28 protein-coding genes and 1 pseudogene are annotated in these 25,681 nt (G+C 47.6%); 8 read left to right on the top strand and 21 right to left on the bottom strand.

Translation table 11 applies throughout. The features are described from left to right. Window positions 1-240: 240 nt before the first annotated feature. Window positions 241-924, top strand: a pseudogene (locus AB8599_RS21300) (methyl-accepting chemotaxis protein); the annotation flags it as partial. A gap of 24 nt (window positions 925-948) precedes the next feature. Further along, window positions 949-1,323, top strand: a complete 375-nt coding sequence (locus AB8599_RS21295; RefSeq protein WP_407334446.1) for a CZB domain-containing protein — start codon at window positions 949-951, stop codon at window positions 1,321-1,323. Between the two features lie 64 nt (window positions 1,324-1,387). On the opposite strand, the gene AB8599_RS21290 is transcribed toward AB8599_RS21295, so the two are convergent. From AB8599_RS21290 to AB8599_RS21270, 5 genes are all read right to left on the bottom strand, one after another. Continuing rightward, entirely contained in the window at window positions 1,388-1,819 is a 432-nt protein-coding gene (locus tag AB8599_RS21290) for a hypothetical protein (protein WP_407333730.1), read from the bottom strand. A gap of 167 nt (window positions 1,820-1,986) precedes the next feature. Further along, window positions 1,987-3,093, bottom strand: a complete 1,107-nt coding sequence (modC, locus tag AB8599_RS21285) for a molybdenum ABC transporter ATP-binding protein ModC (protein ID WP_407333729.1) — start codon at window positions 3,091-3,093, stop codon at window positions 1,987-1,989. Beyond that, a complete protein-coding gene (modB, locus tag AB8599_RS21280) occupies window positions 3,090-3,782 on the bottom strand; it encodes a molybdate ABC transporter permease subunit (RefSeq protein ID WP_407333728.1) in 693 nt (230 codons plus the stop codon). The genes modC and modB overlap by 4 nt, the downstream gene beginning before the upstream one ends. A gap of 3 nt (window positions 3,783-3,785) precedes the next feature. Then, entirely contained in the window at window positions 3,786-4,562 is a 777-nt protein-coding gene (modA, locus tag AB8599_RS21275; protein ID WP_407333727.1) for a molybdate ABC transporter substrate-binding protein, read from the bottom strand. A gap of 123 nt (window positions 4,563-4,685) precedes the next feature. Next, window positions 4,686-4,985 (bottom strand): DUF6916 family protein, encoded by a 300-nt coding sequence (locus AB8599_RS21270; RefSeq protein WP_407333726.1) that lies wholly within the window; start codon window positions 4,983-4,985, stop codon window positions 4,686-4,688. A 905-nt stretch (window positions 4,986-5,890) separates the two neighbouring features. On the opposite strand from AB8599_RS21270, the gene AB8599_RS21265 reads away from it, so the two are divergent. Then, complete coding sequence (locus AB8599_RS21265; RefSeq protein ID WP_407333725.1) at window positions 5,891-6,400, top strand: RNA-binding S4 domain-containing protein; 510 nt, start codon at window positions 5,891-5,893, stop codon at window positions 6,398-6,400. A 658-nt stretch (window positions 6,401-7,058) separates the two neighbouring features. Further along, window positions 7,059-8,009: a TDT family transporter gene (locus AB8599_RS21260; protein WP_407333724.1), complete on the top strand. Its 951-nt coding sequence runs from the start codon at window positions 7,059-7,061 to the stop codon at window positions 8,007-8,009. A gap of 111 nt (window positions 8,010-8,120) precedes the next feature. Here AB8599_RS21260 and ureG read toward each other — a convergent pair whose 3' ends face one another. From ureG to urtA, 13 genes are all read right to left on the bottom strand, one after another. After that, the gene (ureG, locus tag AB8599_RS21255; RefSeq protein ID WP_407333723.1) at window positions 8,121-8,741 is read right to left on the bottom strand and encodes an urease accessory protein UreG; all 621 of its coding nucleotides are present in this window, start codon (window positions 8,739-8,741) and stop codon (window positions 8,121-8,123) included. Window positions 8,742-8,752: 11 nt separating this feature from the next. Then, window positions 8,753-9,421, bottom strand: coding sequence for an urease accessory protein UreF (locus tag AB8599_RS21250; RefSeq protein WP_407333722.1), 669 nt, complete (start codon window positions 9,419-9,421; stop codon window positions 8,753-8,755). Beyond that, entirely contained in the window at window positions 9,387-9,617 is a 231-nt protein-coding gene (locus tag AB8599_RS21245) for a hypothetical protein (protein ID WP_407333721.1), read from the bottom strand. Before AB8599_RS21245 ends, AB8599_RS21250 begins: the two co-directional genes overlap by 35 nt. 56 nt (window positions 9,618-9,673) lie before the next feature. Beyond that, window positions 9,674-10,129: an urease accessory protein UreE gene (gene ureE, locus AB8599_RS21240; protein ID WP_407333720.1), complete on the bottom strand. Its 456-nt coding sequence runs from the start codon at window positions 10,127-10,129 to the stop codon at window positions 9,674-9,676. A 45-nt stretch (window positions 10,130-10,174) separates the two neighbouring features. Then, complete coding sequence (gene ureC, locus AB8599_RS21235; protein ID WP_407333719.1) at window positions 10,175-11,878, bottom strand: urease subunit alpha; 1,704 nt, start codon at window positions 11,876-11,878, stop codon at window positions 10,175-10,177. Window position 11,879: 1 nt separating this feature from the next. Next, complete coding sequence (locus AB8599_RS21230; protein ID WP_407333718.1) at window positions 11,880-12,266, bottom strand: urease subunit beta; 387 nt, start codon at window positions 12,264-12,266, stop codon at window positions 11,880-11,882. Window positions 12,267-12,276: 10 nt separating this feature from the next. Further along, window positions 12,277-12,579 carry an urease subunit gamma gene (gene ureA, locus AB8599_RS21225; protein ID WP_028022487.1) on the bottom strand — a complete coding sequence of 101 codons (303 nt, stop codon included), beginning with the start codon at window positions 12,577-12,579 and terminating at the stop codon, window positions 12,277-12,279. A 107-nt stretch (window positions 12,580-12,686) separates the two neighbouring features. Next, the gene (locus AB8599_RS21220) at window positions 12,687-13,592 is read right to left on the bottom strand and encodes an urease accessory protein UreD (protein WP_407333717.1); all 906 of its coding nucleotides are present in this window, start codon (window positions 13,590-13,592) and stop codon (window positions 12,687-12,689) included. Between the two features lie 10 nt (window positions 13,593-13,602). Then, entirely contained in the window at window positions 13,603-14,298 is a 696-nt protein-coding gene (gene urtE, locus AB8599_RS21215; protein WP_407333716.1) for an urea ABC transporter ATP-binding subunit UrtE, read from the bottom strand. A gap of 83 nt (window positions 14,299-14,381) precedes the next feature. After that, window positions 14,382-15,275 carry an urea ABC transporter ATP-binding protein UrtD gene (gene urtD / locus AB8599_RS21210; RefSeq protein ID WP_407333715.1) on the bottom strand — a complete coding sequence of 298 codons (894 nt, stop codon included), beginning with the start codon at window positions 15,273-15,275 and terminating at the stop codon, window positions 14,382-14,384. Next, window positions 15,272-16,351 carry an urea ABC transporter permease subunit UrtC gene (urtC, locus tag AB8599_RS21205; RefSeq protein ID WP_407333714.1) on the bottom strand — a complete coding sequence of 360 codons (1,080 nt, stop codon included), beginning with the start codon at window positions 16,349-16,351 and terminating at the stop codon, window positions 15,272-15,274. Before urtC ends, urtD begins: the two co-directional genes overlap by 4 nt. 6 nt (window positions 16,352-16,357) lie before the next feature. After that, the gene (urtB, locus tag AB8599_RS21200) at window positions 16,358-18,067 is read right to left on the bottom strand and encodes an urea ABC transporter permease subunit UrtB (RefSeq protein WP_407333713.1); all 1,710 of its coding nucleotides are present in this window, start codon (window positions 18,065-18,067) and stop codon (window positions 16,358-16,360) included. A 138-nt stretch (window positions 18,068-18,205) separates the two neighbouring features. Further along, window positions 18,206-19,495: an urea ABC transporter substrate-binding protein gene (gene urtA, locus AB8599_RS21195; protein WP_407333712.1), complete on the bottom strand. Its 1,290-nt coding sequence runs from the start codon at window positions 19,493-19,495 to the stop codon at window positions 18,206-18,208. 304 nt (window positions 19,496-19,799) lie between these two features. Between urtA and AB8599_RS21190 the strand changes: the two genes are divergently transcribed. Next, window positions 19,800-20,243 (top strand): DUF4174 domain-containing protein, encoded by a 444-nt coding sequence (locus AB8599_RS21190; protein WP_407333711.1) that lies wholly within the window; start codon window positions 19,800-19,802, stop codon window positions 20,241-20,243. Window positions 20,244-20,345: 102 nt separating this feature from the next. Here the strand turns inward: AB8599_RS21190 and AB8599_RS21185 are convergent, their stop codons facing one another. Both AB8599_RS21185 and phhA read right to left on the bottom strand, forming a co-directional pair. Then, the gene (locus tag AB8599_RS21185) at window positions 20,346-20,684 is read right to left on the bottom strand and encodes a 4a-hydroxytetrahydrobiopterin dehydratase (protein WP_407333710.1); all 339 of its coding nucleotides are present in this window, start codon (window positions 20,682-20,684) and stop codon (window positions 20,346-20,348) included. Window positions 20,685-20,711: 27 nt separating this feature from the next. Further along, window positions 20,712-21,500 (bottom strand): phenylalanine 4-monooxygenase, encoded by a 789-nt coding sequence (gene phhA / locus AB8599_RS21180; RefSeq protein WP_407333709.1) that lies wholly within the window; start codon window positions 21,498-21,500, stop codon window positions 20,712-20,714. Between the two features lie 434 nt (window positions 21,501-21,934). On the opposite strand from phhA, the gene AB8599_RS21175 reads away from it, so the two are divergent. From AB8599_RS21175 to AB8599_RS21165, 3 genes are all read left to right on the top strand, one after another. After that, window positions 21,935-22,756, top strand: coding sequence for an EAL domain-containing protein (locus AB8599_RS21175; protein WP_407333708.1), 822 nt, complete (start codon window positions 21,935-21,937; stop codon window positions 22,754-22,756). A gap of 204 nt (window positions 22,757-22,960) precedes the next feature. Next, window positions 22,961-23,905, top strand: a complete 945-nt coding sequence (gene ylqF, locus AB8599_RS21170; protein ID WP_407333707.1) for a ribosome biogenesis GTPase YlqF — start codon at window positions 22,961-22,963, stop codon at window positions 23,903-23,905. A gap of 182 nt (window positions 23,906-24,087) precedes the next feature. Further along, window positions 24,088-25,029 (top strand): Dyp-type peroxidase, encoded by a 942-nt coding sequence (locus AB8599_RS21165; RefSeq protein WP_407333706.1) that lies wholly within the window; start codon window positions 24,088-24,090, stop codon window positions 25,027-25,029. Window positions 25,030-25,153: 124 nt separating this feature from the next. On the opposite strand, the gene AB8599_RS21160 is transcribed toward AB8599_RS21165, so the two are convergent. Then, the gene (locus AB8599_RS21160) at window positions 25,154-25,579 is read right to left on the bottom strand and encodes a hypothetical protein (RefSeq protein ID WP_407333705.1); all 426 of its coding nucleotides are present in this window, start codon (window positions 25,577-25,579) and stop codon (window positions 25,154-25,156) included. Window positions 25,580-25,681: the final 102 nt, after the last annotated feature.

Raw genomic sequence — 25,681 nt, 5'->3', positions numbered from 1 at the left:
AAAACTACAACATAATTAACCACAACCAACCAACACTATCAATACAATATCAGCGCGGCAATTATGATTAAAATCAACATCTTCCCTGTCACAAATTCACCAATTTCACTTAGCAGCAACCAACCGAGTCAACGACTATTTAAAATGGAATAATTCCGTTATTTATCGTGTTTTGCGACCAGAACAGCAATACAATTACGAAATCATTGACACGAAAATTTCTACTCAAAGGAAATAAAAATGGCTTTTTGGAATAACAAAGAGCGTGAAATGGCGCTTACCGCCAAGATCGATCAGCTTGAGACCAATTATCAAGAAAAGCTAACCGCGTTGGAACAACAGCTCGAAGAAAAAAATGCACAAGTTTCCACACTAGAAGATCGTATCAACGATCTCCTAAAAACCAGCCAATGCCAACAGCAGGGTACGCAAATGTTGGAGAGAATTCGTGAAGGCCTACTCAGCAGTGCCGACACCCTGGTTGCTGAAAAAAACGAGTTAGCCGCTCTTGATGACATGTTCGTGCAAACCCTCTCTGCGATATCCAATCTTTCTACACGAGCAAATCGCATCACCCAAGAAGCACAACGGAACCAATCAGCGGTGGCTGAACTGACAGAAACCACCACCTCGATTAATCGATTTGTTGCAGCGGTAAAAGAGATCTCAGAACAAACCAACCTGCTCGCCCTCAATGCTGCCATCGAAGCTGCGCGCGCAGGTTCGGCAGGCCGTGGTTTTGCGGTTGTTGCAGATGAAGTCAGACAACTGGCGGGAAAAGCCGGCGAAGCAAGCAGCCAGATCGAAGCGCTAGTAAAGAAGGTGATCATTCAAAACCGTGATATTCAATCATTGGTCGAAGAAAGCCAGCATGGCGCTGAAGATGTTGCGACCTCTTCGGCACAAATTGAAACTGTTGTTTATCAAGTCATTGATAAATCAAAAAACATGCAACGCGTCATCCAAAACGCCGCAGTTTCCTCCTTTCTGAATACCGTGAAGCTGGATCATGCCGTTTGGAAAAGCTCAGTGTACAAGTTTGTCAGTAATAGCGACTATTCTCAGCAGGTAAACCGTCATACGGAGTGTCGTCTAGGAAAATGGTACTTTGAAGGCGAAGGCGAGAAGCACTTTAAATCACTCCCCTCTTTCCTTGCTATCGATTCGCCACACAAACAAGTTCATGAATCAGGCCGTCAAGCCCTTGATGCAGGTAAACGTGGTGATTTTCATACCATGGTTGATCATCTTAGAAGAATGGAAGATGGCAGTATTCAAGTCACAACGGCCATTGACCGACTGCTTTCTGAGAGCACCAAATAACATAATGAGTTAGGTGGGCGTTCATCACTTAGCCTTAAACTTCCCAATAAAAAAGCCTGAATATTCAGGCTTTTTCTGTTTTTCGCTTCTTTGATTTCGAATGAGTTTCAACAATCTGCTTATGCAGTGCCAGTGCTGCCCTTTGCAATCTCGGATGTAACTGAACCTGCTGGCTTTCCACCAGTGTCTTATTTAGGTTTATCACCGATGCAGTCAAACACGCTGCTACTTTAACTTGACCCAGCTTCAGTGCATACATCGCTGTTTTAATCGCCATAAAGGCACGTTGGTCATTTTTCTTGTAGCTTTGGGTAGCGAATCGCTCGAATCTTAAGAAGTCCTTGTGATAGGAGCTATGAATTCGAAAGACATGCTTGTCGTAGTATTCTTTGTATTTGCTGTAACTACCCGAACGGTTTGCTTGCATGAGCTTCTTAACCCACTCTGTCGACTTGATCGTTTCTTTCTTAAACAAGCCGGTTAGCCATGCAAACATTTATATCTCCTACTTGCTCATCTCGAATCGCTACTCTGAGAGTATCCAATCCGGACGAGATATCGCTTTATTACGGTGTCTTAGCCCTCCGTTTTGCGGCACAAAGCACACGCTGTACGGAAACACTTATTCTACTGACAATTGAATCAAAGTGCGCCAGTAAATTGTTAGTTTGTACGATGATCGTAAGCTAAATCGCCACGGGCTATGCTCACCCCTTTTAACTGAGCGAACACTTCTTGACCTTCCATCAAGCCGAGCTCATCTAACGCCCACTGAGTAATATTTGCCAGCAATGATTCATTACCTACTTGCAACACAATCTGACAATAGCCGCCGTCTGACGATAAGGAGGCGGCACGAACAATTGATTGAATAACCGACGGGATGACATTTCGAATACTGGTGTCATTTGGACGCGTTTTTGCAATGGAAATATCATTGGCATAAATCCTTAGCCTGACCGAAGCACCTGCATTTTCATCGACTTTTGTCACCCACAGCGGTTGCCCTTCGAGGTCTAGTTGTGTCATCGCATAAACGGGGTGTGCACCAACAACCGTTGCTGTCACCAGCGCACTCTGCTCTTTTGCCGACAACCAAGGACGCATGGGCGGCGATCCCCAAACATCATGCAATGCTCCGTTGGCAATCACCTCGCCTTTATCAAGCAGCAACATATGATCAGCAAGCTGCAAGATTTCATCCAAACTATGACTGACATAAATCACTGGGATCTTGAGTGACTGCGCCAAGCGTAACAGGTAAGAAATGAGTTCTTGTCGACGCGGTGCATCCAATGAGGCTGTCGGCTCATCCATGATCAAAAGTTCGGGATCTGACAAAAGTGCCCGACCAATAGCGACTCGCTGCTTCTCGCCACCAGAAAGGTCATTGGGATAGCGCGAAAGCAACGCGCCGATATCAAGCAAAGAAACCACCTCGTTAAATTTGTCGATATCAGACCACTTACACCCATATTTCAAGTTCTTAGCCACGGACATATGAGGGAACAATCTGGCATCTTGAAACACATAACCGATCCGGCGCTGCTCTGGTCGCAAATTCACACCTGTGTCACCATCGAACAGCACTTTGCTTCCAATACGTATACTGCCTGAATCTGGCGTGACCAAACCGCTGATCGCGTTAATCAACGACGTTTTTCCCGCGCCGGAACGCCCAAAAACTGCCGTTATTCCGGCAGATGGAATTGAAGCGGTTAAAGAAAGAGAAAAGTTCTCGCGCACCAGTGACACATCTAAGGTGATCATTTAACACCCATCCTTCGCTTCATTCTACGGCTCAACCATTCCGACCCAAACAAAGACACCAGCGCAATCACAATAGAAATAACACACAATCGTGCCACGCTTTGCTCTGCTCCCGGCGTTTCCAAGAAAGCAAACATGGCCAATGGAATGGTTTGTGTTTCTCCAGGAATGTTCGAAACGAACGTAATGGTAGCGCCAAACTCACCCAAACTGCGTGCAAATGCGAGGACAAAGCCCGATAGAATACCGGGCGCAATGAGCGGTAACGTGACTGAATAAAACACGCGCCATCGCGATGCGCCTAATGTACGGGCGGCTTCTTCAAGCCGTTGATCGACCAATTCTATCGACAACCTAATCGCCCTGACCAACAAGGGAAAAGCCACAACGGCTGATGCTAACGCCGCCCCCTTCCAACTAAACGAAAACGAAACGCCAAACGTTTCATAAAGCCATTGGCCAACCACGCCACGTCGCCCCATCACAACCAACAACAAGTAGCCTATAACAACAGGAGGTAGAACGAGTGGAAGATGAATGAAACCATCCAATAGCGACTTCCCTGCAAACTGCTTTCTGGCAAGAATCCACGCCATCGCAATGCCTAGCGGCAAACTTGCCACCACGGCAACCGAGGAGATTTTCAAACTAAGGAAGAGTGCTTCCCATTCAACTGGGGTCAGAACCATGTCTTATTTTTGCTCTTGTGGGGAGTTAATCACGATGAACCCATTGTCACGCAGAATGGCTCTTGCTTGCGTCGAATCTAAATACGCAAAAAAAGGTTGTGCCGAAGCGGTCGCTTCACGAGTCAGCGCTTTAGGGAAGACGATAGGAGTATGCGTGTCATTGGGAATGTCTGCGACTACCCTGACTGAAGGTGAAGCCATGGCATCAGAGCGATAGACGATGCCAAGAGGCGCTTCGCCACGCTCGACCAATGCCAAGGTGGCACGGACACTATTGGAAAAAGCCATTTTGTTTTGTAGTGCATTCCAAAGACCAAGGGATTGCAGCGCTTCTTTGGCATAGATACCCGCAGGCACATGACTTGGATCAGAAATAGCAATGCGGCTGCTTCCAATGGTGTGAAGAAGTGCTTCAGGTGTCAGGCTGATCGAAGCCATATCGTCCTGATGAGCAATTAGCACCAATGCATTTTCTACCCAAGGTGATACAGAATCTGTTTTGATTGCTCCCTCAGAGAGCGCATAGTTCATCCACTTCTCATTCGCCGAAATATAGATATCAGCAGGTGCGCCAAACGCTAATTGACGCGCTAGTGCTGATGAGGAAGCATAAGAAATGGTGATTTCATGATGGGTTTCCCGCTTATACTCGTGTGCGATGAGGTTCAACGCCGTGGTCGTGGAGGAAGCCGCAAATACCAACACCCTGTTGTCGCTTGCAGCCACTGAGTTTGTAAACAGAGAGAATACGGTGAGTATTAACAGCAAAAAATGTTGCATACGATCCCTAACGTGTACACGACAGAAAGGCGATATGATAACAACTATTTAAGCGAGACAGGTATTCAATACATGATGCACGGACCTGTCTGCTGGTAAAGCAACCAGGCAAGATGTTTCAGGTTACGCTTCTGTATTGATGACAATCGTATATCGGTTATCACCCGCGACTAGCATATAAAGGATTTGCTGCCCCATTGAAGGGTGAGAGACTAAGTAGTTACCTTGCGGAAACTCTGCATCGTCAGGGCCAACAAGCACCATGGTGAAATGTTCAACCAAGCGTCCATTTTTCTCAGTGCCATTTCCATTTTCTTCACGTACCGATTCAACCAATACGTCATATTCGTTTTCTGCACCGTCAATTAACTGAACCGTTTCTCCAGTTAACTTGGAGATATTCTCCCAAGACAACACATTCATTCTTTTTCTCCCGACATCCATGTTGGCACATTCATCATACTGACGCTCACATTGAACTGTTTCATGGTCCACAAAATTTCGACGAGTCATACCAATCGCAATAAACGATGGTTCAAGTGTAGCCACAAGCTAAGTGACAAACTGAATTTAAGTATGATTTTCTGACAGTTGCCCCAAAAAAATTTCCAAATCGTTAAGAGAACATCGATCAGAAAGAATGGAAGCGATGAAGGAAGACGGGTAATGAAAAGTACGTAGAGGTATTGAAAATAAGTAGAGGTAGGTATTGAACCAGAAACGCCTAGCTGACGTTTCTGGTATCTCTGCGCTTAGCGCATTTTCAAAGGACGCGTATTTTGTGATTTACTCTGATGGTAGAACCACAGGCGTCGGGCTTTATTAGTCATAATAAACACCTCTTATTATTAGCTCAGGCTATAACGGATGACACAACACCAATGCTGCTTGCGCAGCGCATACCGTTAACTGACTGATGGATAGTAAAAACACTTCACGTATGCATAGTGTCAATGTATGACGTATTCCCCTCATTTATTCTGAAGGAGCGCTACTCTTAGAGTGGTGTGTATACTCAGATATGCATAATGCAGCTTATTGTATGACAGTGAAAAATAGATAAAATTCCAAACACCATCACGATACATCTATATCTATTACATAAAATTGCAAGTTTCAAGTGAATCTGACGCAAGCGAAGCTGTACTTGTCACAATTCGGTGCAATCTTTATTCGCCTTTGACCAAATTGAACAGCATTAGGCAAATGACCTATCAAACCGCATTGAACACGCATAGGCACAAATGCCCCAAACCTTCATTTCCTGCTGCTATCTTGACGCGAGTTCAGCTACACTCCGCACATCTGCCTGTAAGAGAGTGACAAACATGTCGCAAGAAGAAATTGAAGTAGAAGCGATTGGCATTGAAGTGTCAGCACATCCGGTTGAGCTCTACAAAGTATTAAAGATCGCCAATGCCGTTAGCGGTGGTGGTGAAGCGAAGATGGCCATCGTTGAAGGATATGTCGCCGTTAATGGTGAAGTGGAGACCCGTAAGCGCCGCAAGATTCATGATGGCGATGTTATCGAGTTCAATGAAGAGTTCTACGTCTTGCTGTGCGATGCGCCACCAACACTAGTGGAGCCAAGAGAGAAAAAGCCGCAGGTGCAATCAAAGCCTCAGTCGCCAAAGCAGAAGCAGACTCAGAAACAGGCCAAAAGTGCGCCAGCTAAAAAAGCCAGCCCTAAGAAAACAGATAAGAAAGCGGCGAGCAAATTGAACAAAAGCGCCAACCTGTCACTAAGTGCTAGTGCCAAAAAAGTGAAATCGGACAAGCCTGCGGAAGATAAACCGCAAAATGATGCTACGACTGGGCGATCGTCTATTTCTTTTTAAAGTCCATACTGCGTGAGGTTTACGCACTAAAAGAGCCGCTGCACTGAATCAGAGAATTCACAATAGAAAAAGCCACCTGAAAAGGTGGCTTTTTGATTAGCTCTAAAAGTTAAAAATCAAATACTGTGTGGTTTTACTTTACTTAACTTGTACGAAACATAACTTGCCTTACATGCTCACTACGTTGAGCTTCCTTACCTCGTGCTTTTCATTGCATGGGTTCTATCGGACAGTAAGGTCTTCGTTCACTTACGATGCGTATTTATACGCCAGTGTAACATTCCAAATTGTTGTGCAACCCAGTATCAGCGCCAGTTTGTTGCTTTCTGGCATCGCCGAGCTTGGAGCTCATCCTCATTCGTCAGTCATGTTTGGGTGCAATTTGATTATAAGAAAACTTCCCAAACGCGCCATGTCACACTTTCATGAATGTGATCAGGTTTCAGAAATCAGTTTTTGATGATTTTTTCGTCAATTCTCGGCAAGGATTATGCTTTGCAGTCCAGACGGGCTGCGGGTTTCGCTAAAGTTCGTGTTCCCAAAAACGGCCATTCTTCACATAGCTATTTAAAATCACGAAGAAATCTTGATGCCCCCATCGCATGCGAGACATGACTAGGTATAATGTTTTTCTATTCACCCGCGCTAGCAAAACTCCATGGATGCCAGATTGACAGTTTTTCATTCCCCATTTCGATTTATTCCTACTGCTCAAGCATCATTGGCAATGGCATTCTTTGGATTGGGTGTAGCTTGGTCGCTATACCATCCCATTACAGGCGATATCTCTCGACCGCTTCTTTCTATCATCGGCATTTTATTGATCGCCCCTGTTTGGCTCAAATATATGTTTGAACCAAAGCGTTTCTTTCAAGACCTTCGCGACCCACTTTATGGCAGCCTAATGGCGCCAATGACCATGTCGTTGCTGCTCATGGCAGACTTCCTGAGTGAGATGAGTGTGAAAGCCGCCGTGTTTGTCTGGTATCCCGCCATGGCGATGCACGTTTTTATGATGTGTTATTTCTTTTTTTATCAATTTAAGTCGTTTGATAAGTCCAACATCTACCCAAGCTGGTTTTTATACCCCGTTGGTTTGATAAGCAGTACCTTGGCCGGCCCGAAATTGGGCTTTGGCGACGAATCTGCGCTGCTTGCACATGTCTGCATTGGGGCTTACTTCTTTATGTTGCCATTTGTGCTGTATCGGCTTGTCTTTTTGGATAGCCTGCCAAGAAACTCTCGCCCTGTATTGGCAATCATGGCCGCCCCCGTCAATCTCGCGCTGACGGCCTATTTGGTGAATCTATCGAACCCTGACCCTGTTCTGGCTGGTGCGCTAGCCGGCGTGGGCATCATGATGACGCTGTTCGTCTATTTGTGTTATTTCGACCTGCTCAGAGAACCATTTCAGCCCACTCTCGCCGCCTTAACATTCCCTTCCGTGATCAGTGCGGTGGCGATGGAGCGTCTAACCATGTGGTTGGGAACCGATTTTCCCCATTGGTCTTGGCTTGAACGTTTAGGCTTGATAGAGCTTACCGTCGCTACACTGCTAGTGAGCTGGGTCAGCTTTGGCTACATTCGCCATTATGGATTTGGCCGATAGGCTTGGCTTGGCTTGGCTTGGCTTGGCTTGGCTTGGCTTGGCTTGGCTTGGCTTGGCTTGGCTTGGCTTGGCTTGGCTTGGCAACAATATCACAACAAGAGAAAAGCGGGATTAACCCGCTTTTTTTAACATCCCTTCCGTTTCTAAAAAATGAATGATTTCAGGAAGACCTATCCCTTTCTTCAGGTTCGTAAACACATAAGGCTTATTCGGTCGCATCCGCCTGGTGTCTGAATCCATCACATCCAGATCCGCGCCAACATAAGGTGCTAGGTCAATCTTATTGATCACCAGCAGGTCAGATCGCGTAATTCCCGGGCCACCTTTACGTGGGATTTTTTCGCCTTCAGCCACATCAATCACATAGATGGTGAGGTCTGCAAGCTCAGGGCTAAATGTAGCACTCAGGTTGTCTCCGCCGCTCTCAATAAACACCAAATCCAAGTTTTTGTGTAACTTCGCCAATGATTCCACCGCTTCAAGATTCATCGACGCATCTTCACGAATGGCGGTATGCGGGCAGCCTCCTGTTTCCACGCCCACTATCCTGTCAGCTTCGAGCGCTTTCGCCTCTGTCAAAATACGCTGATCTTCACGGGTATAGATGTCATTGGTCACCACTGCTAACGAATAATCATCACGCATGGCTTTACAAAGTACCTCAAGCAACGCGGTTTTTCCTGAGCCTACCGGACCACCTACACCAACACGCAAAGGCTGTTTATCGTTCATTGTTCATCTCCTTATGAGCGGAAAAGTCGTGAATACTGCGTTTCGTGACAACTTGAAGCTATCGCCTGCGCAATCGCAAAACTGCCCACGTTGTCATCACTGATTTTTTTTGATTCATCTACCGCACGTTCTAAACTCGGTGTTGATGCCATCAACACTTTTTGGCCGGATGTTTGCCCCAGCGGGATCATCTTCACCCCTGCCACAACGGTGTTTTCGAGCCAACTCCATGCATAGCCATGACAAAGGCTGTCTTCATCAATGCCCCATTTCACACCTGCATAGGCAAAGCCCGCCAATTGGCTTTTGGTGATCAACGGCACTAACTCATGCTTTTCACTGATCAGTTCGAGCCTGATCAGCAATTTTTCCATGGTTCGTCCCCGTTGGATCTCTTCTTGACGCAATTCCAACGTTTCGCGACTGGCATAAAGCCAATTGCACCAGTACTCGATCGCCTCTTTGTCAGAAGACTCAAACGCCTTATACAAACGACGCAAGATAGGCAGTTCCAACTGCGGCAAGCTGTCATAAGCCAGACTTTGTAGCCAATCAGACAATGCCTTCTCATCGGCGACCCAGCCACATTCAATAGCCCATTCCAGCCCTTGTGAGTAGCTGAATGCACCCACAGGCAGGGACGGACTAATGAGTTGAAACAGGCGATACGTTGCAGTCATCAGCTGATGTCTCTTTTTCATCCTCTTTTCCAACACATGTCTTCAATGTGTCCACACCTCCCGCATGATCATGCGTGACCGTGTTGACAATGGTATCGCCACTGGCGGATTCTTTATGTGGATGCGCATTGACTGGCATCGCCATTGATGCGATCAAGACCGCGAATAAGGCGGCAGATGAGGTTTGCTTTTCCATGTTCTTACTCCTCTGTTTCATTGTTATTCGTATGGCTAAACGTCGTGTATTTTCACTTAGTGATGATGGTGATGGCCTGAAGATTGACCGCCATAAGCGCCGGCTTCGGGTTCAAACGGCGCCATTTCAACGATAACTTTGCCGCCGAGCAATCCCACCATTTCGTCTAATACATGATCATGCTGATAACGCACCCAGCCATCGCCCACTTGCAAAGGCACATGGCGATTACCAAGGTGATAACTCAAACGTGCCAGCAAATGTTCGTTGTCTGCATGCGCCGTGGATACTTTTTCGTCGGCTGCCACGATTCGTACTTTCGTACCGTCAGTAGAAACCAATACATCACCGTCACGAAGCGTGATGCCTCTCGGCAAAAACAATCCCGCGTCGGTACCATCATCTAGCGTGATTTTGATTCGACTCTTGATGCGAGCATCGATGCCGAGATGCACCGTTGGCAGGCTTTCAGCATCCACAGGAACATTGATAACTTGTGTGAATTCGATCATCCCTTTTCCCTTAAATAAACAGTTTGTCAAAAGCCGAAAAACGGCTCAGAACAGAAAATAGCGTTGTGCCATTGGCAGTACATCGGCAGGCTGACACACCAATAATTGCCCATCGGCACGCACTTCATAGGTTTGAGGATCCACCTCGATATTCGGCTGCCAGTCATTCAACTTCATGTCGATCTTGCTAATTTTTCGGCAATTTTTCACCGCACTGACTCCACTTTTTAGCTGCAACATATCCGCGACACCATTATTAACGGCCATCTGGGACATAAACAGTAAGGAGCTTTGAGCTGGCCCCGCACCGTAAGCGCCAAACATCGGGCGATAGTGCACAGGTTGTGGCGTAGGAATTGATCCATTGGGGTCACCCATCGGCGCGGTAACAATCAAGCCACCTTTGATCACGAGTGCGGGTTTCACGCCAAAGAACGCGGGTTTCCACAGTACCAAATCGGCTAATTTACCCACCTCGATTGAGCCAATTTCGTGTGCCATACCATGGGTAACTGCGGGATTGATCGTGTATTTCGCCACGTAGCGTTTAATACGAAAATTGTCGCTGTGGCTAGGGTCTGGTCCTAGTGCGCCAAACTGCACTTTCATTTTGTGCGCGGTCTGCCAAGTACGAATAATCACTTCACCGACTCGCCCCATAGCTTGAGAATCTGACGAGATCATCGAAAACGCGCCCATGTCATGGAGCATGTCTTCGGCGGCAATGGTTTCACGGCGTATGCGAGATTCCGCAAAGGCAATGTCTTCAGCGATGGACGGCGACAAGTGGTGACACACCATCAGCATGTCTAAATGTTCGTCTACCGTATTGACGGTATATGGGCGTGTCGGGTTAGTCGATGAAGGAAGGACATTTGGCAGCCCTGCCGCTTTCATGATATCCGGCGCATGACCGCCCCCCGCCCCTTCAGTGTGATAAGTGTGTATCACCCTATCGCCAATCGCACCCAAGGTTGCTTCCACAAAACCACACTCGTTGAGCGTATCTGTGTGAATAGCGACTTGAACGTCCGTTAAATCGGCAACATTTAAACAGTTATCGATGGCGGCAGGTGTTGAGCCCCAGTCTTCATGGAGTTTCAACCCACATGCGCCAGCCGCGATTTGCTCTTCTAATGATTCAGGTAAACTCGCATTACCCTTGCCCAATATGCCAAAGTTCATCGGAAAGGCATCCAGCGATTCAAGCATGCGATGAATATTCCATGGCCCGGGCGTGCACGTTGTCGCATTCGTGCCCGTTGCTGGGCCTGTGCCGCCGCCAATCATGGTTGTCACGCCTGAGGTCAGCGCTTCGTCTATCTGCTGTGGGCAGATGTAGTGGATGTGCGAATCAACACCACCAGCGGTTAAGATCTGGCCTTCACCTGCGATCACTTCTGTTCCGGGACCAATGATAATATCGACATTGTCCTGAATGTCAGGATTACCGGCTTTGCCGATACCCGCAATGCGACCGCCTTTTACAGCGACATCAGCTTTGACAATACCCCAGTAATCAAGCACGACGACATTGGTGATCACTAGATCCGGCGTTTCATAGCTCGGGCACTGACTCTGCCCCATGCCATCGCGAATCGTTTTACCGCCGCCAAACTTCACTTCATCGCCGTACACAGTGAAGTCTTTTTCCACTTCGAGCCAAAGATCGGTATCCGCCAACCGCACGCAATCGCCGGTGGTTGGCCCAAACATTTCGGCATACGCCCTACGTGAAATTCGTGCCATGTCAGTCGTCCTTATTCGTGTTTACAGCGCCATCTAACGGCCCCATAACTTTGCCCTGAAACCCATAAACAGTGCGGCTTCCAGCATAAGCTACCAGTTCCACTGTGCGGCTTTGCCCAGGCTCAAAACGAACAGCTGTACCAGAAGGGATGTTGAGTCGAAACCCACGTGCCGCCGCTCGGTCGAACGTTAACGCGTCATTCACTTCGAAAAAGTGATAGTGAGAGCCCACCTGAATAGGACGGTCTCCAATATTGGCGACATCGATTGAAACTCGCGGCCTGCCAACATTGATCTCAATGTCACCGCTTTTCGCTCGAATTTCACCCGGGGTGAACGCCGATTTTGATGTGTTGGTTGCGTTTGAAGAGTTACTTGCTTGAGACATGTCGCTGCCCTCACACAATCGGATCATGAACGGTGACCAACTTGGTACCGTCCGGAAAGGTCGCTTCCACTTGCACGTCATGGATCATGCTGGGAACGCCTTCCATCACATCATCAACGGTCAAAATCGTGCGGCCAAAATCCATTAGCTCCGCTACCGTTTTCCCGTCACGCGCACCTTCCATGATCGCCGCGCTGATCAGCGCAACTGATTCGGGGTAATTCAGTTTCAAGCCACGGTCTTTACGTCGCTCTGCCACGAGGGCAGCCGTGAACAGCAGCAGCTTGTCCTTCTCTCTGGGTGTCAACTCCATGGTGCTTACTCCTAAATATGTCGAATGTGTTTCAGGTCACGACCTTGTTGCTGCTTTGAAAGCCCGCGTTCTTATTGACGCCAACGTTCTTATGCCAGCAAAGGCTCTTATGTCCGCCAAATACGCGGAATGTCGGGCGTTTCGCCTGTCCAATGCTGGCGGATCTGTTGCCAGCACAACGCCATAATGTGAAAGAGCACGTCGGTTTTATGTGCCAACCCTCGGACAATTAACAGGCCATCAACGTGGGTAATACCCAACTCAATGTCTGTCACTTGCGAAAGTTCTGCCCGAGTAATGCCTTGTTGTTTTTGTTCACTCCACCACTGCTTTAAAAGCACCGCCAAAGATTCAGCATCTCCATAGGCGATCAGCGTGCCGCAGACCGGATAATGGCGAAGACCTGATGCGGAATATCGCGTTTGCTCGGGGTTAACACGCAAACGCTCGCAGAGGATCAGACGGTCATCCACCGTGACTGTGGTCATGCCATTAATAACGCCATTTTCAAACGGTGTCTGAGTAGTAGGCTGACCGAGCGTCCACACATCCCAGCCTATAAATTGAGATTGCGAGTGAAGGGAAATATGAGTGCGGGTAAAAACACGCGCATTGGGAAATGCGATATTCTCAAGCGGAAGCCATTCAAGACGGGCATGTTGTTCGACCGTCAGGGTTTGCTTTAACGAACCCACTCGACCGTCCGAGCGATAAAATCGCGTCGCACCCGGCGTGGTGATTAACGCGTGTGCTCCCTCTGCAAGGCCGACGGTGACATCTAATGAATCTCCACCCACCACCCCACCCGGTGGGTGTAACAGATGCGTATGACATACCCCGCCTTCAGGATACAAAGATCTCTGCACAGCCAAAGGGCCTTTATGGGTGCGATCTTTGAGAACCGTTTTATCACCTCGAGTAACAAAACCTAGACGAAGCTCAGCCTCCCAGCAACGGGAGGCCATATCACGATTCACAAGTTCAACAGGCCAATCAATCACGGTCTGCGCCATTTGCTCTCCTTTACACCGTCAAGTACTGACGGATCAGCTCATCGGACAAATCGGCCATTTCACCGCTGGCGACATCTCGACCGCGATCGAGCAAACAAAACCTGTCGCCGACTCTGCGAGCAAACGGGAGCTTTTGCTCAACCAGAATCACCGTGAGCCCCATTTCTTGATTAAGCTTGCAAATAATGTCGCCAATTTCCTGAACAATATTGGGTTGAATCCCCTCTGTGGGTTCATCCAATAGCAAGAGCTTGGGATCAATCACCAGCGCGCGTGCAATCGCGAGTTGCTGTTGTTGCCCGCCCGACAAATCACCACCAAAGCGTTTTTTCATTTCCGCCAGAACGGGAAAAAGCTCATAGATAAACGCAGGGATTTTTCTGTCGTTTTTAGGGCGTATCGGTAAACCAATTTCTAAGTTTTCCTCAACAGTGAGTCGCGGAAATATCTGCCGCCCCTGGGGGACATAACCCACGCCCAAACGTGGACGCATTTCAGCGCGATGTTTCACTAAATTTTCACCGTCGAGCAAAATATCTCCGTTATCAACGGCTAACAAACCCATGATGCTTTCTAGCAAGGTGGTTTTCCCCACACCATTGCGCCCCATCACCACGGTGCATTTTCCCTTTGGCGCATTTAGAGACAAATCCCAAAGCGTTTGGCTTTCACCGTATCGCTGATTCAATCCATTCACACTCAGCATGACGTTACCTTTTGTTTTCTTTTCAGTGCACGCAGTCTGCAATCACCGCACGCATACACATCGTATTGAACCGAGAAGATGCGCTATTGCCCCAGATACACTTCGCGGACGCGAGGGTCATCTTGAATGTCTTTCATATTGCCTTCAGCAAGCACATGGCCTTGGTGTAGCACCGTCACGGTGGAAGCAATGCTCCGCACAAAATCCATGTCGTGTTCCACGACCATGATCGAATGACTACCCGCCAGCGACAGCAGCAACTCAGCGGTTCTGTCCATTTCTTGGTGCGTCATACCCGCCACGGGTTCATCCACCAGCAGCAATCGCGGTTTCTGCATCAATAACATGCCGATTTCTAGCCATTGCTTTTGCCCATGAGACAGCTTGCCTGCTTGCATTTTGTAGTGTGTGTCTAAGCCTATAAGCTCCAGCACCTGCATGATGTCGCATTTCTGATCACTCGAAAGCACTGCGCGAAACAAGTGCCAAGTGCCTTTATCCCCAGCCATTGCCAGCTCTAGGTTTTCCCAAACGGAAAGTGCTTCAAACACGGTTGGTTTTTGAAACTTGCGCCCAATGCCCGCATTGGCAATTTGGGCTTCATCCATCTTAAGTAGATTAAGTTGCTGCCCCAGCCACACCTCGCCTTTGTCGGGTTTGGTTTTCCCTGTGATAATGTCCATCATGGTGGTTTTACCCGCACCATTAGGCCCAATCACACAACGCAGTTCGCCCTCTTTGATATAAAGATTCAAATCGTTGATTGCCTTGAATCCGTCAAATGAAACCGACACACCTTCGACGTACAGCAGCATGTTGTTTTTCACATCCACCTTGGGATTGAACGGCGGTTTCAAAAAGCTAAACACCTGATCACGGCGCGTCAGCTCATTGAGAAATTCATGGCTACCACGCACGTCTGGTAATTGCTCTTTTTGGTGGTTAATGGCTTCACTCCAAAGCGTTCTAGACATCATGAATTCACCTCTTGTCTACGCAATATGCCACTGACGCCCTTGGGCAGATAAAGCGTGGCAAGAACAAACAGTGCGCCTAGCGCAAACAACCAAACCTCGGGGAATTCCACCGTGAACCAGCTTTTCGCATAGTTGACGAGAATCGCGCCGATAATGGCGCCATATAACGTAGCCCTGCCGCCCAATGCGACCCAAACAACGACTTCAATTGAGTTAAGCGGTGCAAATTCACCAGGATTAATAATGCCGACTTGCGGTACATAAAGTGCCCCGGCAATACCCGCGATGGCGGCTGATAGAACAAACAACCAAAGTTTGCTTTTCTCTACCGCATAGCCCACGAAGCGGGTACGAGATTCTGCGTCACGAATAGCAATAGTCAGTGCACCTAATCGACTCACTACAATAGCGCGACACAACATGAAGCAGAGCATCAGCGCAATGACCGTCACCACGAACAAACTGATTCGGGTGGTATCGCTTTGCAGACTAAAGCCAAGAATATCTTTGAAATCGGTCAGACCATTGTTTCCGCCGAACCCCATTTCATTTCGAAAGAAGGCCAGCATCAGCGCAAAAGTCATGGCTTGCGTCATGATCGAAAGATAAACCCCAGAAACGCGGGAACGAAACGCCAGCCAACCGAACACGAAAGCCAAAACACCGGGAACGACAACGGCCATCAAACAGGCGAACCAAAATTGGTCAAATCCCTGCCAGAACCACGGCAGCTCCTGCCAGTTAAGAAACACCATGAAGTCAGGTAATTCTGGGTTACCGTAAACACCGCGGTCGCCAATTTGGCGCATCAGATACATGCCCATGGCATAACCGCCCAGCGCAAAAAATGCAGCGTGCCCCAAGCTAAGAATACCGAGGTAGCCCCACACCAAATCCACAGCAAGAGCGAGAATGGCGAAGCTTAGGTACTTACCCAGCAACGACACCGTGTAAGTTTCCAAATGAAACGGGCTACTTTCGGGCACCCAAAGGTTCATCACAGGCACAAGAATGACGGTTAAGGTTAGCAACACCATGAGGATGACAGTCGAACGATCGAATAATTGCTTTTCCATAATGAATTAATCCTCAGCCATGCGGCCGCGCTGAGGAAATAATCCTTTCGGGCGCTTTTGAATAAAGAGAATGATGAACACCAGTACCAAGATCTTAGCGAGTACCGCGCCCGCCCATGGCTCCAGAATTTTGTTAAATACGCCAAGGCTGAGCCCGGCTGCCAACGTACCCCACAGGTTTCCAACGCCACCGAAAACCACCACCATGAAAGAATCAATAATGTAGGCTTGCCCCATATTGGGCCCAACGTTCGTGAGCTGAGACAACGCGACACCAGCGACACCGGCAACACCAGAACCAAGCACAAATGTGGCCATGTCTACCCACTCAGAGCGCACCCCCATGGCACGCGCCATCGGTCGGTTTTGGGAAACAGCACGAACTTGTAAGCCAAGCGAGGTGCGTTTGAGAATGAACAACAGCGCAAAAAAGACCATCAAACAGAAAATAATGATGTACAAACGACTGGCAGTCAGTTGCAGCATGGGGGTAATTTCAATCATGCCGCTCATAAAATCCGGCGTACTGACTGAGCGGTTTAACGGAGAGAAAATAGAACGAACAGCTTGCTGCAAAATCAGGCTGATACCGAACGTGGCAAGTAGCGTTTCAAGCGGGCGACCATAGAGGTGGCGAATAACAGAACGTTCAATGGCGATCCCCACAAGGCCAGAAACGATAAACGCCGCAGGAATTGACAGGATCAAGGCCACTCCACTGAAATCGGGCAGCAGCAACTGCATCACATAGGTGGTATAAGCACCTATCATGATCAATTCGCCATGCGCCATGTTGATCACGCCCATCACGCCAAAAGTAATGGCGAGACCAATCCCCGCAAGCACTAACACCGACCCAAGGCTCAAACCAAAATATAGCGTTTGCGCAATATTGACCACACGCTGCGTTTCTTCAAAGCTAGAGATGGCGCGATCTAAGGCTTGTTGGATCTCATCGGGTGTTTCCCCTGTGGTTTGTGCATTCTTTAATTTCAACGCTTCAAAGGCTTCCGACAACCCAGAGGCTTGTAACTGCTTTATGGCTATGAGCACTTCTGCCGTCGATGCTTGTCCATCTAGCTGAGTGATTGACAGTGCTGTGTTTAAATACCCATTTGTGACAGCGTCACTTTCTGTTTTAATCAAATGAGAAATAACAGGCACAAGCTCATCGTCCACTTGGCCTATCATCCGTTTCGCACCGGCTCTTTTTTCCTCAAGATCATTGCTGGTTAAAGCCGCCGTCGCGAGTGATGTTTTGATTTGGGTGCGCATGTTGTTATTGAGTGTCACTGTGCGGTATTGGCGTTTCTTTTCAACCACAGCTGTTACACCGGAGCTCATGTTGATCACTTCACTGCCTTTTTCCAAAGGAAGATTTTCAATAAACCAAACGGACGTGTCTTTTTTGTCGTAGACCACTTGCTTATCAAGCAAGCCCGTTAAAATCTTCGTTTTGTCCGGATGATCGGAAGCGGCAAGACGCTGCACCGCCAATTCTTTATCAGAAAACGATTTACTGGTGATTAATGGCGCGATTTGGGTTAGCCAGAATGTTTCTTCAGAGGCTTGTTCTGAAGATGCTGTCGAAGCCGGTTGCTCTGATTCTGGCAATGAAGAAGTTTGTGCGAGAGCGCCAAACGGAAGTGCGAAAGCCAGTATCAGCCAACTCAAAAATTTACAGACGTCATTCCATCGTGCAGTCTGTTTTAACATAAAGGCATTCCTTTGAAAAAAGTCCTGCCAGTGCGGACGTTTTGTTGGAGACGGCTCCGCAAGGCAGGCAAATACAAGGAGTAACGATTAAGCGGGCAATGTCCGTATCCACCCGCAATTATTGGTTTGTGAGCGGTGCTATTCAGTCACACCTGAACACTGCCCTGTTGTCACATTGAAGCTTCCGCAAGACATCGGCTTTAGCCAGCTGGCGAACAGATCTTTCGATCCTGTCAGAAAATCAGACCATGCATCGCCAGCCACAACGTCTGGTGTTTCCCATACCGTTACAAACTGACCATCGTCTTGGATCTCGCCAATCAGCACCGGTTTGGTGATGTGATGGTTAGGCATCATGGTGGCATAACCGCCCGTTAGGTTAGGAACCGTGACACCAATGATGGCTTCTTGCACTGCATCAGAGTCGGTCGTGCCCGCTTTCTCAACCGCCTTTGCCCACATATTGAAGCCTAGGTAGGTCGCCTCCATAGGGTCATTGGTCACGCGCTTGTCATCTTTGATGTAGGCATGCCATTTCTCGACGAACGCATCATTGGCATCGGTCTCAACACTCATGAAGTAGTTCCATGCGGCGAGGTGACCCACCAAGGCAGAGGTGTCCATACCGGAAAGCTCTTCTTCACCAACAGAGAACGCCACCACCGGGATGTCTTCTGCTTGCACGCCTTGTGCAGACAGTTCTTTGTAGAAAGGCACATTCGCATCGCCGTTGATCGTGGAAACGACGGCCGTTTTCTTGCCTTGAGCACCGAATTTCTTGATGTCAGAAACGATAGACTGCCAATCAGAATGACCAAATGGCGTGTAATTGATCATTATGTCTTCTTGTGCGACGCCATTATCGAGAAGATAGGCTTCGAGGATTTTGTTGGTGGTTCGAGGGTAAACGTAATCGGTACCGGCCAATACCCAGCGCTTAACACCCAGATCTTCTTTAAGATAATCCACAGCGGGAATCGCTTGTTGGTTTGGCGCAGCGCCCGTGTAGAACACATTTTTTGAGGATTCTTCACCCTCATACTGAACAGGATAAAACAGCAGGCTGTTTAGCTCTTCAAACACAGGCAGCACAGATTTACGAGACACAGACGTCCAGCATCCGAAAACCACATCCACATCTTCTTTCTCAATCAGCTCGCGTGCTTTTTCAGCAAACAGCGGCCAGTTAGACGCAGGGTCAACGACAACTGCTTCGAGCTTCTTGCCTAGCAATCCGCCTTTTTTATTTTGCTCTTCGACCATCATGAGGACGGTGTCTTTCAGCGTTGTCTCGCTTATTGCCATCGTCCCCGATAGCGAGTGAAGCACACCCACTTTAATCGTGTCTTCCGCTGACACTGCCTGAAATGACAGGCCCCCCAGTGCAATCGCACTTACCCAATTTAATGCAACCTTGTTTCCTTTCATTGCAACCGCTCCTTAATGAGTACCTGTGGGACTCAGGAGCAAAAGGCTTGCCAACAAGAAGATTTCACTCGCAATTAAAATGTAAGCACATGAAAAACAGCGTGATATTTAACCGAACATTGAACGCTTTAACCCGTTACCAAAATCGTCGCTCGCCTTATTTTGGTGCAGATGAACCAAAACGCCGCACCACTTAGGACATGCACCTATACAGTGCAACTAGGGCTAACGGGGCGGAATGAATCCGTTCAGACTAAACTTTCGTATTAGTGGTATACCTAATTAGCCTCATTGGGAGGACGTGATGCGCGAAATTGCTCTTATGGGAGTGGCTACATGCCTTTTTCTCTCTTCACAGGCACTCTCCTACCCTTTCTATAGATTGGTTGAGCCTCATCGCACGCTGATTTTCTTTGCGCCTAGCCTTGATGAGAAAGTGGAAGACTTTGAACGTTTAATGCTCATGCACAGCTGCCAGTTAAACGACCGAGACCTCCACCCATTAATTCTTAACATGCAGGAAATGTCTGACTCTCGTGGTCTGTTTTCCTCTCAAGAGATTCGCCAGTTACGACAAAAATATGCGGTGAATGCGGACCAGCACATTGCCGTGCTAATTGGAAAAGACGGCACTGAGAAATTTCGCTGGCAGCAGAGTGTGAACATCAATGAATTGGTGAATGTAATCGATGAAATGCCGATGAGAAAGGCAGAGATGCAGCGTCGAGTCAGTCGATGCAGTATTTAGCGGGAATGCGTGTTTGAGCCGGGAATGAATACCAAGCACAGAAAAGGAGGATGACTCCCCCTTCTTTCATGAAGCGATAAGCCCATTACTTTCTCGTTTCCACTAATCCAACAACTGATCAGTCTTCGCGGCACAGATAAAATCATTCTTATGCAGACCTTTAATTTTGTGCGTCCACCAAGTCACTGAGCACAAACCCCACTCGAGAAGAATGGCTGGGTGATGTCCTTCACTTTCGGCCAACTCTGCAACACGGTTTGAAAATGCCCATGCTTGTTTAAACGTCCGGAACGTAAAAGTTCGCTGCAGCTGATCAATACCGTCAACGTTAATCACCTTCCACTCTGGGATGCTCGCCATCAAATCTGCCGATTCGCTGGCCGTCACTTTTACTGCATCCGCATGGCAAGCTTCGCATTTCAATTCGTATAAGTCCGGCATTGTGTTTGCTCTCCCTTTCTTCATGTTTTAAGCAATTTTTTCTGGGTAACAAGGTGGATGTAACCCCAATGACATGGCGCGATGCACACAAGCTATCAAATCCACATTCTCAATCTCATACAATTCATCTAACGCGTCTAAGTGGAAATAGACGGGTTGCAAAATATCTATTCGATACGGTGTACGCATCACATCAACAATGTCCAACTTCTTACGGATAGGCACATCACTGCTATAGGCATATTCCGTTTCTGCGGGCGATGACAATATGCCACCGCCATACAGCGCACGTTGGCCAGACGACTCGATCAAACCAAACTCCACCGTGAACCAATACAACCTTGCCAAATAGACGCGCTCTGCTTTCGATGCGTTCAGACCAAGCTTGCCATAAAGGTGAGTAAAGGCCGCAAATGCCTTGTGCGTTAACATGGCGCAGTGACCAAAGATCTCATGGAAATAATCGGGCTCCTGCAGATAATCAAAATCTGCCGCTGAGCGTAAAAACGTCGCTACCGGAAACCGTTTCGATGCCAGCAACGTAAAAAAATGGTCAAAATCAATCAAGGCCGGGACGGGCTCTAACTGCCAGCCAGTTGTTTTTTTTAATACCTGATTAATATCGGTGATCTGAGGAACGTGCTCAATCGGCAGGTTTAGCATGGAGAGCCCATCGAAATACTCCTGACAGCCCTTACCGTCAATGCATGCCAATTGTCGCGTCACTAATTGATGCCAAACCTCATTTTCTTCTTCACTCCAAGCAATTTTCCCATTGGCATGTAAAGGCTTCGACTCGTAACGACTGGATTTCATCGCCGCTCCTCCTTTCGCTCTCTTCATAAAACGATAGTCTCTGAGTGTAGAAACGGACATCTGCCACCAAGCGTTACGGTATGTAAGAGCGTAAAAATTTATTTACGACGCCCTTTTACATCTGGCATTTCAACAAAGGGGAGCGCATTGCACGGTCATTAAAATTAACATTGTGAATCGTTACTGATATAAATTTTCAACCTAGAGGGACTATGTTTTCAAACCAGCGCCGCGACAGACAGCCAACAAACTCTCGCTGAACAAGCATCTTGGGGTTGTTTGGGGATACAACTCATTGGCAGAGATCACATAAATTTGTTGGGTTAACCAACCATGTATTCTCTCGCCCCTATCTTTGACGTAACATGCATTTTCTTGGACTTATTGAGCTCCGACTAAGTAGTAAGTGGAGAAGTTGAATTGTGGGTAACAGCTTGAGAACCAGAGCTGCATTTGAGCAATGCCTCAGCAGCGATGTAAACGGCGAAATCATTGCCCAGTTCAATGATTTGGTGCTCAGAAGTGTCTATCAGCCCATCTTTCGTGCAGATGCTTCCGTGTTAGGTTTTGAAGCATTGATTCGTGCCAAATCGCTAACGGGTGAACCTGCGTGCCCTGCCCACTTATTCAGGCACATTGAGCGTGGTCACCCAGAATTTCATGATCAGGTCAGTACAGATAGACTGGCGCGTGTTATTCATCTTAGAAACTTCGCGCCTTATGCAGGTCAACACACCCTTTTCCTCAATATGCTGCCGTCTTCTGCGGTTGAATCTATCTCAAAATTTTCAAATCAAAACCTAATGGTAAAACGTGTCGCCGAGCTAGGGATACCTCAACATCATATCGTGTTGGAAGTGGTTGAGCACCTTCATGACGAAATGGATGCTCTAACTGCTGCAACAGTTCAATCGACCATCAATGGGTTTCGAATCGCCATCGACGATTATGGTGTGAAAGGGTCAAAAGAAGAGCGCGTTCGTATGCTTAGCCCCAACATTCTGAAAATCGACCGATCTCTTTTACAAGATTATATGCAGGGTGATACCGCGCCAATGTTTCGAGCGATAGCTCTCGCCAAAGAAGTCGGTTCCGAAGTATTGGTAGAAGGCATAGAAAACGCTGACGAGTATAACGCCATGCGCGCACTCGACGTCAACTTTTTCCAAGGTTTCTATTTGGGGATGCCGCAAAGATTAGCCAATTTCTTCGCAGAACACCCGGAAGAGTTAGCGCCTATTTTTCAAGTGAACTGACAAAAGACTGATTCCAGTTCACTGCCCACCTGGTCAAGGTGAGCAATCTCTGACCCGTTATCTTTGTTATCCGCACTTACTTTTCCGTTGTTCCCATTAAAGTGCTAAAATCCCGCCATTATTAGCGCCCCCCAACTGCATTGTTTGGTGACTTATGACACCGATTTGGGCGATATACACGAATTTATTAAGGCAATCAGTCCCATGATTAACAACTCAATTCAGTGGTTTCCTGGCCACATGCACAAAGCCCGTAAAGAGATTGAAGAAGTCGTTCCTAAAATCGACGTTATCATCGAAGTTCTCGACGCACGTATTCCGTTCAGCAGTGAAAACCCACTGATAAGACACATCCGAAAAGATAAGCCTGTTATCAAAGTATTGAACAAGCGCGATTTGGCTGATCCCGAGATGACAGCGCTGTGGCTTGAGCATCTCGAAAAAGAACAAGGCGTAAAAGCCATTGCTATCACCACTGAGAGCATTAGCGAAGTTAACAAGATCATGGAATTGTGCCGCAAATTAGCCCCTCACCGTGAAGACATGGGCAAAAATATTCGCACCATGATTATGGGGATCCCTAACGTTGGTAAATCTACCATCATCAATACGTTAGCGGGCCGAGTTGTTGCGAAAACTGGCAACCAGCCAGCCGTCACCCGTCAACAGCAGCGCATTAACCTACAAAACGGTGTTGTCCTTTCTGATACCCCAGGGATTTTGTGGCCGAAAGTGGAGAACCCACACAGTGGTTTTCGCCTAGCGGCAACGGGCGCGGTAAAAGACACGGCGATGGAATATGATGAAGTCGCTTTCTACACCGTGGAATACCTTGCAAAGACCTATCCTGAGTTATTGAAAAAGCGCTACAACATTGAAGATCTGCCCGAGACTGAAATTGAATTGATGGAAGCCATCGGTGAAAAACGCGGTTGTTTGCGTACAGGCGGTCGAATCGATCTCCATAAAGCCTCTGAAATTCTCATCAATGATCTGCGTAATGGCGTGCTGGGGCTCATCACTCTTGAGCATCCGGATATGATCGACAAAGAACTGATCGAAGTGGAAGAAGCGGCCGCACTGAAAGCGGAACAGAAAGCGAAAACAAAAGAAGACCGTCGTAAGCGTTACCTTAAAAACAAGCGCTAATTCTCGCAAGCAAACAAGCTTTCAGTTATCGCCCTCGATATTTCGGGGGCGAATTGTTTCTACCTTCACTAACCGCCTATTTTTCATCATGCTCGTCTCATTCCTACCCCACTTCCATACATCAAGCTGATCTATTATGACGTTAAATGCTTAATACCTATCCTCAGACAACAGGACGATGTATGAACGAGCTTGCTTCAATGGCGCAAATAGGGGTTTTGACGAACCCAACCACCCATGCAGAATTCCTAACCTTTGTACTAAAAGACCAATGGCTGAATGTAGAAGAAATTAGCGATGCGTTGGCACAGTTACCCGGTATAGAGAAATCCATTCGTCAAAAAGACCCTGATGCAGGAATATCGATGACCATGGGGTTTTCTGCCAATGCGTGGCCAATCCTCTTTCCCGACCTTGCAATGCCCGAGGAGTTGCACGTCTTCCCCGAAATGAAAAATGGCCCAAGACACTTTCCTAGTACTGCCGGTGATATTTTTCTGATGGTTAAATCAGAACGTAAAGATCTCAATTTTCAAATTGCCAAATATACAACCAAAGCGCTGTCCGGCATTGCTACTTTGGTTGAAGACATTCAAGGTTATAAATACCTCGATAATCGCGACATGATCGATTTTGTAGATGGCACAGAAAACCCAATCAATGATGAAAGAGTAGAATCTGTTTTGATTAGCGATGAAACCGATAGCTATCGCGGCGGGAGTTATCTGGTGGTTCAGCGCTATCTTGATCGGCAAGCATTGTGGGACCAGCAACCCACAGAGCATCAAGAAAAAGTTGTTGGTCGAACAAAAATGGATGACATTGAACTGAGTGATGATGACAAGCCAGCATGGGCGCACAATGCAAAAAGCAAAGTGGAAATAAACGGCGAAGAAGTAAAAATGTACCGCCAAAACCGCCCTTTTGGTAACGCCATGGAGCATGGAACTATGTTCATTGGATTTGCCAAAACACCGTCTATCATCGAGACATCTCTTACTCAGATGATCTATGCCGATGACAATGGCGACTATGATCGCTTACTGGACTTTGTTGAGGCAAAAACCGGGACGAATTATTTTATTCCGTCACAGACGTTTATTGATGACCGTTTTGACGATTAAGCGAGTGCTTTTTCTGGCAACCAGAACAGTCTGCCATATCGAATAACCCCAAACAAAAAGGCTGACACATGATGTCAGCCTTTTTTAATCAGTCTGTCGCACAATCACGCTCAGTGAAAGGTATTTACATCACACACTCTTGTGCTGCTTTGGCTTTTTCGACACCTTTGTCAATCACTGACAATGCATCTTCGCTGCCGATAGTTGATAACACACTATCCAGTAATTTTTCTGCGGTGCTTTCAGACGTGGCATCAACCAAGCAGCTATACGCATTCGCAATTTGCTCTCTCACCTCAACCAGCGCTGTTGGATCAGCAAAGTCTGCATTAACAGCTTCCTGAACGGATGCAGCCAATGCTTTTGCAGAATCCGCAGCGTCGCCGAATTGGTCTAGTTTCAACTCACTCAAATCAACGGCCTCGATTTGTGCTTGTAGGCCGTCCACAGCTTTATTCGCGCTCTCTTGCGCCTGATCAATCACTTTCGCTGCATCTTCGCAACCAGTCAGTGCGATAAGAAGCATGATTGCAGTTATGGATTTTTTCATCGTAGCCCTCAAAAAGCCGATTATTGTGGCTGGATAGTAATGCAATGCACGCCTGCCGGAAACAGGAATAGCGTAACTAGGTGTTATCCGTTGCGTCTGGCC

Origin of the sequence: Enterovibrio litoreus, from assembly GCF_045679545.1 — a bacterium.
GTDB lineage: Bacteria > Pseudomonadota > Gammaproteobacteria > Enterobacterales > Vibrionaceae > Enterovibrio.
This window is presented reverse-complemented; position numbering and strand designations above follow the sequence as displayed.

What these genes read in the sequence shown, in the direction of transcription:
- urtE (WP_407333716.1), bottom strand. Translation starts at nt 14,298, where the DNA reads ATGCTGAGTGTGAATGGATTGAATCAGCGATACGGTGAAAGCCAAACG.
- urtA (WP_407333712.1), bottom strand. Translation starts at nt 19,495, where the DNA reads ATGAAAGGAAACAAGGTTGCATTAAATTGGGTAAGTGCGATTGCACTG.
- AB8599_RS21265 (WP_407333725.1), top strand. Translation starts at nt 5,891, where the DNA reads ATGTCGCAAGAAGAAATTGAAGTAGAAGCGATTGGCATTGAAGTGTCA.
- modB (WP_407333728.1), bottom strand. Translation starts at nt 3,782, where the DNA reads ATGGTTCTGACCCCAGTTGAATGGGAAGCACTCTTCCTTAGTTTGAAA.
- ureA (WP_028022487.1), bottom strand. Translation starts at nt 12,579, where the DNA reads ATGGAGTTGACACCCAGAGAGAAGGACAAGCTGCTGCTGTTCACGGCT.
- AB8599_RS21230 (WP_407333718.1), bottom strand. Translation starts at nt 12,266, where the DNA reads ATGTCTCAAGCAAGTAACTCTTCAAACGCAACCAACACATCAAAATCG.
- ureG (WP_407333723.1), bottom strand. Translation starts at nt 8,741, where the DNA reads ATGAACGATAAACAGCCTTTGCGTGTTGGTGTAGGTGGTCCGGTAGGC.
- ureC (WP_407333719.1), bottom strand. Translation starts at nt 11,878, where the DNA reads ATGGCACGAATTTCACGTAGGGCGTATGCCGAAATGTTTGGGCCAACC.
- ureE (WP_407333720.1), bottom strand. Translation starts at nt 10,129, where the DNA reads ATGATCGAATTCACACAAGTTATCAATGTTCCTGTGGATGCTGAAAGC.
- urtC (WP_407333714.1), bottom strand. Translation starts at nt 16,351, where the DNA reads ATGGAAAAGCAATTATTCGATCGTTCGACTGTCATCCTCATGGTGTTG.
- AB8599_RS21160 (WP_407333705.1), bottom strand. Translation starts at nt 25,579, where the DNA reads ATGAAAAAATCCATAACTGCAATCATGCTTCTTATCGCACTGACTGGT.
- AB8599_RS21220 (WP_407333717.1), bottom strand. Translation starts at nt 13,592, where the DNA reads ATGGCGCAGACCGTGATTGATTGGCCTGTTGAACTTGTGAATCGTGAT.
- ylqF (WP_407333707.1), top strand. Translation starts at nt 22,961, where the DNA reads ATGATTAACAACTCAATTCAGTGGTTTCCTGGCCACATGCACAAAGCC.
- AB8599_RS21290 (WP_407333730.1), bottom strand. Translation starts at nt 1,819, where the DNA reads ATGTTTGCATGGCTAACCGGCTTGTTTAAGAAAGAAACGATCAAGTCG.
- AB8599_RS21295 (WP_407334446.1), top strand. Translation starts at nt 949, where the DNA reads ATGCAACGCGTCATCCAAAACGCCGCAGTTTCCTCCTTTCTGAATACC.
- phhA (WP_407333709.1), bottom strand. Translation starts at nt 21,500, where the DNA reads ATGAAATCCAGTCGTTACGAGTCGAAGCCTTTACATGCCAATGGGAAA.
- AB8599_RS21185 (WP_407333710.1), bottom strand. Translation starts at nt 20,684, where the DNA reads ATGCCGGACTTATACGAATTGAAATGCGAAGCTTGCCATGCGGATGCA.
- AB8599_RS21190 (WP_407333711.1), top strand. Translation starts at nt 19,800, where the DNA reads ATGCGCGAAATTGCTCTTATGGGAGTGGCTACATGCCTTTTTCTCTCT.
- AB8599_RS21245 (WP_407333721.1), bottom strand. Translation starts at nt 9,617, where the DNA reads ATGGAAAAGCAAACCTCATCTGCCGCCTTATTCGCGGTCTTGATCGCA.
- AB8599_RS21250 (WP_407333722.1), bottom strand. Translation starts at nt 9,421, where the DNA reads ATGACTGCAACGTATCGCCTGTTTCAACTCATTAGTCCGTCCCTGCCT.
- AB8599_RS21270 (WP_407333726.1), bottom strand. Translation starts at nt 4,985, where the DNA reads ATGAATGTGTTGTCTTGGGAGAATATCTCCAAGTTAACTGGAGAAACG.
- AB8599_RS21165 (WP_407333706.1), top strand. Translation starts at nt 24,088, where the DNA reads ATGAACGAGCTTGCTTCAATGGCGCAAATAGGGGTTTTGACGAACCCA.
- modA (WP_407333727.1), bottom strand. Translation starts at nt 4,562, where the DNA reads ATGCAACATTTTTTGCTGTTAATACTCACCGTATTCTCTCTGTTTACA.
- urtD (WP_407333715.1), bottom strand. Translation starts at nt 15,275, where the DNA reads ATGATGTCTAGAACGCTTTGGAGTGAAGCCATTAACCACCAAAAAGAG.
- modC (WP_407333729.1), bottom strand. Translation starts at nt 3,093, where the DNA reads ATGATCACCTTAGATGTGTCACTGGTGCGCGAGAACTTTTCTCTTTCT.
- AB8599_RS21260 (WP_407333724.1), top strand. Translation starts at nt 7,059, where the DNA reads ATGGATGCCAGATTGACAGTTTTTCATTCCCCATTTCGATTTATTCCT.
- urtB (WP_407333713.1), bottom strand. Translation starts at nt 18,067, where the DNA reads ATGTTAAAACAGACTGCACGATGGAATGACGTCTGTAAATTTTTGAGT.